This window comes from Pseudoflavonifractor phocaeensis (assembly GCF_016901955.1).
GTDB lineage: Bacteria > Bacillota > Clostridia > Oscillospirales > Oscillospiraceae > Flavonifractor > Flavonifractor phocaeensis_A.
On record NZ_JACJLC010000115.1, the window covers coordinates 1 to 7,618 of the forward strand.

5 protein-coding genes are annotated in these 7,618 nt (G+C 62.9%); 3 read left to right on the plus strand and 2 right to left on the minus strand.

The window, feature by feature from the left end; genetic code table 11:
• A partial coding sequence (locus H6B51_RS15590) for a TRCF domain-containing protein (protein WP_275967553.1) occupies positions 1-1,381 on the plus strand: 1,381 nt, incomplete at its 5' end.
• A 244-nt stretch (positions 1,382-1,625) separates the two neighbouring features.
• Here H6B51_RS15590 and H6B51_RS15595 read toward each other — a convergent pair.
• Entirely contained in the window at positions 1,626-2,687 is a 1,062-nt protein-coding gene (locus tag H6B51_RS15595) for a copper amine oxidase N-terminal domain-containing protein (RefSeq protein ID WP_204884548.1), read from the minus strand.
• Positions 2,688-2,816: 129 nt separating this feature from the next.
• A complete protein-coding gene (locus H6B51_RS15600; protein WP_204884549.1) occupies positions 2,817-3,227 on the minus strand; it encodes a helix-turn-helix domain-containing protein in 411 nt (136 codons plus the stop codon).
• 271 nt (positions 3,228-3,498) lie between these two features.
• Here H6B51_RS15600 and secA point away from each other — a divergent pair, with 271 nt between their 5' ends.
• The gene (gene secA, locus H6B51_RS15605; protein WP_204884550.1) at positions 3,499-6,246 is read left to right on the plus strand and encodes a preprotein translocase subunit SecA; all 2,748 of its coding nucleotides are present in this window, start codon (positions 3,499-3,501) and stop codon (positions 6,244-6,246) included.
• A 224-nt stretch (positions 6,247-6,470) separates the two neighbouring features.
• Positions 6,471-7,283: a peptidoglycan editing factor PgeF gene (gene pgeF, locus H6B51_RS15610; RefSeq protein ID WP_204884551.1), complete on the plus strand. Its 813-nt coding sequence runs from the start codon at positions 6,471-6,473 to the stop codon at positions 7,281-7,283.
• Positions 7,284-7,618 lie beyond the last annotated feature (335 nt).

Consider the following 7,618-nt stretch of genomic DNA (forward strand, 5'->3'; position numbering starts at 1 on the left):
GTTCCGCACCGCCGCCCAGATGAAGGAGACCCTCCGGCGGCTGGAGCAGGGGGGCATCGACCTGCTCATCGGCACCCACCGGCTCTTCCAGAAGGACGTGAAGTTCAAGGACCTGGGCCTGCTGGTCATCGACGAGGAGCAGCGGTTTGGGGTGCAGCACAAGGAGCGGCTCAAGGAGCTGTCCAAACAGGTGGACGTGCTCACCCTCTCCGCCACCCCCATCCCCCGTACCCTGAACATGGCCCTCTCGGGCATCCGGGACATGAGCACCCTGGAGGAGCCCCCCATGGACCGCCAGCCGGTGCAGACCTACGTGCTGGAGCACGACTGGGGGGTGCTGATGGACGCCATCCGCCGGGAGCTGGAGCGGGGCGGCCAGGCCTACTACCTCCACAACCGGGTGGACACCATCACCCGCACCGCCGCCCGCGTCAAGGAGATGCTGGGAGCGGAGGTAGAGGTGGCGGTGGCCCACGGCCAGATGAGCCAGGAGGAGCTGGGCGACGTGATGACCCGCATGAGCGAGGGCGAGGTGGACGTGCTGGTGTGCACCACCATCATTGAAACCGGTATCGACATCGCCAACGTGAACACCCTCATCATCGAGGACGCCGACAAGATGGGCCTGGCCCAGCTCCACCAGATCCGGGGCCGGGTGGGGCGCTCCACCCGCCGGGCCTTCGCCTACCTCACCTACCGCCAGGGCAAGGTGCTCACCGAGGTGGCCTCCAAGCGGCTGGGAGCCATCCGGGAGTTCGCCGAGTTTGGCTCCGGCTTCAAGATCGCCATGCGGGACCTGGAGATCCGGGGGGCAGGCAACGTGCTGGGCCCCGAGCAGAGCGGGTTTTTGCTCAGCGTGGGGTATGACATGTACCTGAAGCTTCTGGAGGAGGCGGTGCTGGAGGAGCGGGGAGAGCCCATTCCCAAGCGCACCGACTGCGCCGCCGACCTGAGCGTGTCCGCCGCCATCCCCGACAGGTACGTGCCCTCTCCCGAGCAGCGGATGGACCTGTACCGCCGCATCGCCGCCATCCGGTCGGAGGAGGATGCCGACGAGCTGATGGATGAGCTCATTGACCGGTACGGCGATCCCCCCCGAAACGTGAACAATCTGGTTTCGGTGGCCCTCCTGCGGGCGGAGGCCGCCAAAAACGGAGTGACCCAGATCAAGCAGCAGAGCACCAACCTCAACTTCTACCTGGACGGCTTTGACCTGCGGCAGGTGTCCGCCCTGTGCGCCCTGGACAAGTACCGGGGCAGGCTCCTTTTCTCCGCCGGGGAAAAGCCCTATCTGGCCCTCCGGCTGAAAAAGGGAGAGGACCCCCTGAAGTGGGGCCGGAAGGTGATGGAGGACTATGAGAAGTGCGGCTCCGGCGACTAAAGCGATTTGTGGAGAAGCGGTGTGGATTTCCCCCCGCCTGCCCCACCGGTCCAAAACACATGACGCATGATAAAGGGTCTGTTGCAAAATGCAGTTTTCAGACCCGAGCGGGAAATTTGTGCATTAAAAAAGTTAGCGAGAACCGCAGTCTTGACGGTTCTCGCTAACTTTTTCTTTGACCTAATTTTTCAAAATCCTATTTTGCAACAGGCCCTTTACCGGAAAGGATGGGAAAGAAAGATGATTACTCAAAATCAATGATGTTGAGATAGATGTCGATATTGCCGTAAACCAGCTGGGTATTGCCCTCGTCGTTGGTGCAGAGCCAGAAGTTCTGGTCCAGAGGATAGTCGGGGTCATTGGTACCCACGGAGGCGTAGACGGGCACGGAGATCTTGATCCAGCCGTCGGTGGCCTTGGTGAAGGTGCCTTCCAGCAGGTTGTCGGCCCGGCGGTAGCCGTCCTCCAGGGTCTGCTCGTCATAGGTCAGGGTCAGGCCGTACTCCGCCAGGGCGTCCAGCCCGGCCTGGGTGCCGATGGGAGATGAGCCCAGATCGGCAAACTCCACGTCGGTATTGTCGGCGGTCAGGTCGTCGGCGGTGTAGAAGATGCCGTCATAGAAGGAGGGGATGCCATACCATTCCACTCTGTCGCCCACAGCGCCCCACAGAACCACCGGGGCCACGGCTAACTCGTCAGGCTCCACGAACTGGAAGCGCAGGGTGCGGATGACGGGGTCGCCCTCCTTGGGGGTGACGGTAAAGGTCACGTCGGTGGTGCCGGCCTTCAGGCAGTTGCCCTCCAGACGGTCGCCGTCCACCAGCTTGATGCCGTCGGGCAGGGTGCCCTCCACCAGCTTCACGGTGAAGCTGTCCTGCTGCTCCTCGGGCAGCCACCAGCGGAACTCATAGCCCACGCCGTTGTACCAGTACTGCTGGGTGCCGTCCTCGTTGGTATAGAGCTCGGGGGCCACCGACATCACATACTCCACGTCGTTGGGGTCATAGGGCGGGGTCACTTCCTCCGGCTCGTTGACGATAGCGGTCTGGGTGGCGGCGTCGTAGTCCACATCCATACCGAAGGCCTCACTGATGGCCCGGATGGGCACATAAGTAGTGCCGTTGTAGGCAAAAACGTCAACTTCCTTGCCGTTTACATCCTTGGGCACGAAGGCCTCGCCGTTGATGGACAGGTTCATGCCGGGCAGCACCTGGATGCTGACCAGCTGGCTGGCGGCCAGGGCCACCGTGCCGGTGCCCACCACCAAAGCCAGGGCGGCGGCGGCGACGCGGGTTCTCTTCTTCATGGGGACACTTCCTTTTTCTTGATTTTACCGCCTTTTCCTGAGAAAGACGGGTGGTACCTGTAGTATACCATGATTTTCCGGTGTGTGCCATATAAATCAGCGCAATAAATCAATAAAGCGTCCGCGCCCCTACAGCAGCCCCTCCTCCCCCAGGGAGAGCAGCAGCTCATGGGCGTCGTCCAGGGAAAGGCGGGCGTCCAGGGCGTAGAGCAGGGCGGCGTCGTGGCGGTTGCGGGGGTAGAGCACCGGCTTGGCGCATCGGGCCAGCAGGTGCTGGGCCTCCACGGGGGACAGCCCCAGGGCCAGAGCCAGCCGCAGCAGAAAATTCCGGGTGGGGAGACGGGTGCCGTTGAACATCTGGTAGCCGTAGGACCGGTCCAGACAGCAGGCCCGGATGGCGTCCTTTACCAGCCAGCCCCGCTCCCGGAGCAGCTCGGCCAGGATCCGGGACACCGAAGCGTCCTCAAAGTCCGACTCTTCCAGGATCTCCCGCTGGACGGTGACAAAATCCTCCGGCCATATGGGCACGCTATGTTCCATGGGAGATCCTCCTTTCAACTTCATTTCATTTCTCAGGGAAAAATCCAAGAAAATCCCCGTTGTGGGTAATATATTTCTATACTTTAGCAGTGTAGCACATTTTCTGGATAAGAGGGTGTGCAGAACTGCACACTTTCCCCCACCCGTTCCAAGCCCCCGCCATTGTTCACAATTTCCCCTTTTTTATTGACGGCAGGTATGCTATACTAGGAAACTGAATCAATGTGAAAAGCCGCGTCCGGCGCGGCCGTCAGAAAGGTGAATCAAACGCATGGGACTGTTGAAAAAGCTGTTCGGCACCAGCTCCGCCAAGGAGCTGAAGGCCATCAAACCCATCGTGGACAAAATTGAGGCTCTGGACGAGAGCTATTCCAAGCTCACCGACGAGGAGCTGAAGGCCAAGACCCCGGAATTCAAGCAGCGCCTGGCCAACGGCGAGACCCTGGACGATATCCTGCCCGAGGCCTTCGCCGCCTGCCGTGAGGCCGCCTGGCGTGTGCTGGGCATGAAGCCTTACCGGGTACAGCTCATCGGCGGTATCATCCTCCACCAGGGCCGCATCGCCGAGATGAAGACCGGCGAGGGCAAGACCCTGGTGGCCACCCTGCCCGCCTACCTCAACGCCCTGGCCGGGGAGGGCGTGCATATCGTCACCGTCAACGATTACCTGGCCAAACGCGACTCCGAATGGATGGGCAAGGTGTACCGGTTCATGGGTCTTACCGTGGGCCTGGTGATCCACGATATCCAGCCCAAGGACCGCAAGGCCTCCTACGCCGCCGACATCACCTACGGCACCAACAACGAGTTTGGCTTCGACTACCTGCGGGACAACATGTGCATCTACGCCACCGAGATGGTCCAGCGGGGCCACGCCTTCGCCATCGTGGACGAGGTGGACTCTATTCTCATCGACGAGGCCCGCACCCCCCTCATCATCTCCGGCCAGGGGGACAAATCCACCCAGCTGTACACCATCGTGGATTCCTTCGTGGCCCGGCTCAAGGGCCAGAAGGTGACCAGCGTCAACGAGAAAGAGGAAGAGGACCCCAACATCGACGCCGACTACATCGTGGATGAGAAGGCCCGCACCGTCACCCTCACCGCCCGGGGCATCGCCAAGGCCGAGCAGCAGTTCCAGATCGAGAACCTGGCCGACCCGGAGAATACCACCCTCTCCCACCACATCAACCAGGCCATCAAGGCCCGGGGCCTGATGAAGCGGGACATCGACTACGTGGTGAAGGACGGAGAGGTCATCATCGTGGACGAGTTCACCGGCCGCCTGATGTACGGCCGGCGGTACAACGAGGGTCTCCACCAGGCCATCGAGGCCAAGGAGGGGGTCACCGTGGCCCGGGAGTCCAAGACCCTGGCCACCATCACCTTCCAGAACTACTTCCGTCTGTACAACAAGCTCTCCGGCATGACCGGTACCGCCATGACCGAGGAGGAGGAGTTCGGCACCATTTACTCCCTGGACATCGTGGAGATCCCCACCAACAAGCCCCTGGCCCGCATCGACCAGCCCGACGTGGTGTACAAGACCGAGAAGGGCAAGTACCGGGCCATCATCAACCAGATCGAGGAGTGCCACAAAAAGGGCCAGCCCGTGCTGGTGGGCACCATCTCCATCGAGAAGTCGGAGCAGATCTCCGACATGCTGAAAAAGCGGGGCATACGCCATAACGTCCTCAACGCCAAGTTCCACGAGAAGGAGGCCGAGATCGTGGCCCAGGCCGGCAAATTCGGCGCCGTCACCGTGGCCACCAACATGGCCGGCCGTGGTACCGACATTATGCTGGGAGGCAACGCGGAGTTTCTGGCCAAGGCCGAGCTGCGGAAGGCCGGCCTGTCCGACGAGCTCATCGCCGAGTCCACCGGCTTTGCCGAGACCGACGACCAGCAGATCCTGGACGCCCGGAAGATGTTCTCCGAGGCCGAGGCCAAGTATAAGGACGAGATCAAGTCCGAGGCCGACAAGGTACGGGAGGTGGGTGGCCTGTTCATCCTGGGCACCGAGCGCCACGAGTCCCGCCGCATCGACAACCAGCTCCGGGGCCGTGCCGGCCGTCAGGGCGACCCCGGCGAGAGCCGGTTCTTCCTCTCCCTGGAGGACGACATCATGCGCCTGTTCGGCTCGGAGCGGGTCATGGGCATGATGGATAAGCTGGGGGTGGACGAGGATACCCCCCTGGACTCCAAGATGCTGTCCAATGTCATTGAAAACGCCCAGAAGCAGGTGGAATCCCGGAACTTCCAGACCCGAAAGACTGTGCTGGAGTACGACGACGTGATGAACACCCAGCGGCAGGTCATCTACGAGCAGCGCCGGAAGGTGCTGGACGGGGAGAACCTGAAGGAGTCCGTCCAGACCATGCTGTCCACCATCATCGCCAATGAGGTCCAGGCCCACATGGGGGAGAACAAGCATATGGACGCCGAGAACTGGCGGGAGGTCCGGGCCCAGTTCCGGGGCATGTTCCTGCTGCCCGGAGAGCTGGACATGGACGACGCCGCCCTCCAGGGCTATGACGCCGCCGGGCTGGAGGAGCTGCTCCATGACAAGGCGGTGGAGGTGTACGCCAAAAAGGAGGCCGAGCTGGGCGAGCCCCTCATGCGGGAGCTGGAGCGGGTGATGATGCTCCGGGTGGTGGACGAGTACTGGATGGACAACATCGACGCCATGCAGGAGCTCCGCCAGGGCATCGGCCTGCGGGCTTATGGCCAGAACGACCCCGTGGTGGAGTACAAGCGGGAAGGCTATGAGATGTTCGAACGGATGATCGCCGCCATCCAGGAGGAGACTCTGCGGCGGATCTTCCTGGCCCGGGTCCAGGTGGGCGGCCAGGTCAAGCGGGAGCGGGTAGCCAAGGTCACCGGCGAGAGCGCCGGCGGCGACGGCACCGTGAAGAAGCAGCCCATCAAGAAGGGCCAGAAGGTGGGCCGCAACGATCCCTGCCCCTGCGGAAGCGGTAAGAAGTATAAGAAGTGCTGCGGCATGCACGAGAACGACTGATCCCCCGGCGGTACGGGTCCGGAAACGGTGCGGCGGGATTGATAGGCTTCCGTAGGGGCGGGTCCCAGACCCGCCCGGCGGTACGCTGACCGCCCTGCGGCATCGGGCCGGCCGGTGTCCGGCCCCTACGCGCACGGTTCGGGGTTGCCATAGGGGCGGATATCATCCGCCCGCCCCACAGCCTGAATCAGATGAGAAACCTTTCTTGAGCAAGGAGGGTCCCCATGAACATTACGGAACACAATGTAAACGGTCTGGTCTATCTGGCCGCCGACGGATTCGAGGCCGCCGGCGGGGTGGCCCACGGCTTTTCCACCCGGCTGGGGGGCGTGTCGGAGGGGAAGTTTTCCTCTCTCAATCTGAGCATGAACCGGGGGGACGACCCGGACAAGGTGCGGGAGAACTACCGCCGGTTCTGCGCCGCCATCGGGGCGGACATGACCCATGTGGTGTGCTCCAGTCAGGTCCACGGGGACGTGGTGCGCACCATAACCACCGCCGATCTGGGGATCGGACTGGACCAGCCGGAGCCCTGGCAGGCCGACGGTCTGGTCACTGATATCCCCGGCGTGGTGCTCACCGTATTTAATGCCGACTGCCTGCCCATCCTGCTGTACGATCCGGTGCGCCGGGTGGTGGGCGCCGTCCACGCAGGCTGGCGGGGGACCGCCCTGGGCATCGTCAACCGGGCGGTGGACCGGATGGTGGACTGCTACGGCTGCGACCGGCTGGATATCCTGGCCGCCATCGGCCCGGGCATCTCCCAGTGCTGCTTCGAGACCCACGAGGACGTGCCCAACGCCATGACCGAGGCCATGGGAGCCTCGGCCCTCCACGGCATCCAGGTGCTCCCCACCGGCAAGTTCCGGGTGGACCTGAAAAAGCTCAACGTGCGGCGGCTGGAGAGCGCCGGACTGGACCCGGACCACATCGCCGTGTCCGCCGACTGTACCGCCTGTCTGCCTGACAAGTACTGGTCTCACCGGGTCACCAAGGGGGAGCGGGGGAGCCAGGCGGCTATGATCGCAATCGTCTAGGGGGTATCCCGAAGCGGAATGTGGCTCCGCTGGATTTCCATCGGAGGCGCCCCCGGCGCCTCCGACCCCCTAGATACGAGCCTGCGTGCCGGCGAAACGCCGGCGACTTGGCTCGATACCCCCGGTTTCGCGCCCTATGGCGCGGGTCGAGGTGTCTTTCCGGGAAGTGAATTCCCGGAAAGACATTTTTTATATCAGTACAAAACAGGAGGATCTGCCCTTGAAAAAGACCCTGTTTTACCGGCTGGCGGCCCTGGGGCTGTCCCTGGCCCTGCTCCTGGCCGGGTGCGGCGGCACGCCGGAGCCGGTGGACTCCCCCGAGCCCACCGCTACCC

Coding starts and splice junctions, on each gene's coding strand:
- H6B51_RS15595 (WP_204884548.1), bottom strand. CDS start 2,687: ATGAAGAAGAGAACCCGCGTCGCCGCCGCCGCCCTGGCTTTGGTGGTG.
- H6B51_RS15600 (WP_204884549.1), bottom strand. CDS start 3,227: ATGGAACATAGCGTGCCCATATGGCCGGAGGATTTTGTCACCGTCCAG.
- secA (WP_204884550.1), top strand. CDS start 3,499: ATGGGACTGTTGAAAAAGCTGTTCGGCACCAGCTCCGCCAAGGAGCTG.
- pgeF (WP_204884551.1), top strand. CDS start 6,471: ATGAACATTACGGAACACAATGTAAACGGTCTGGTCTATCTGGCCGCC.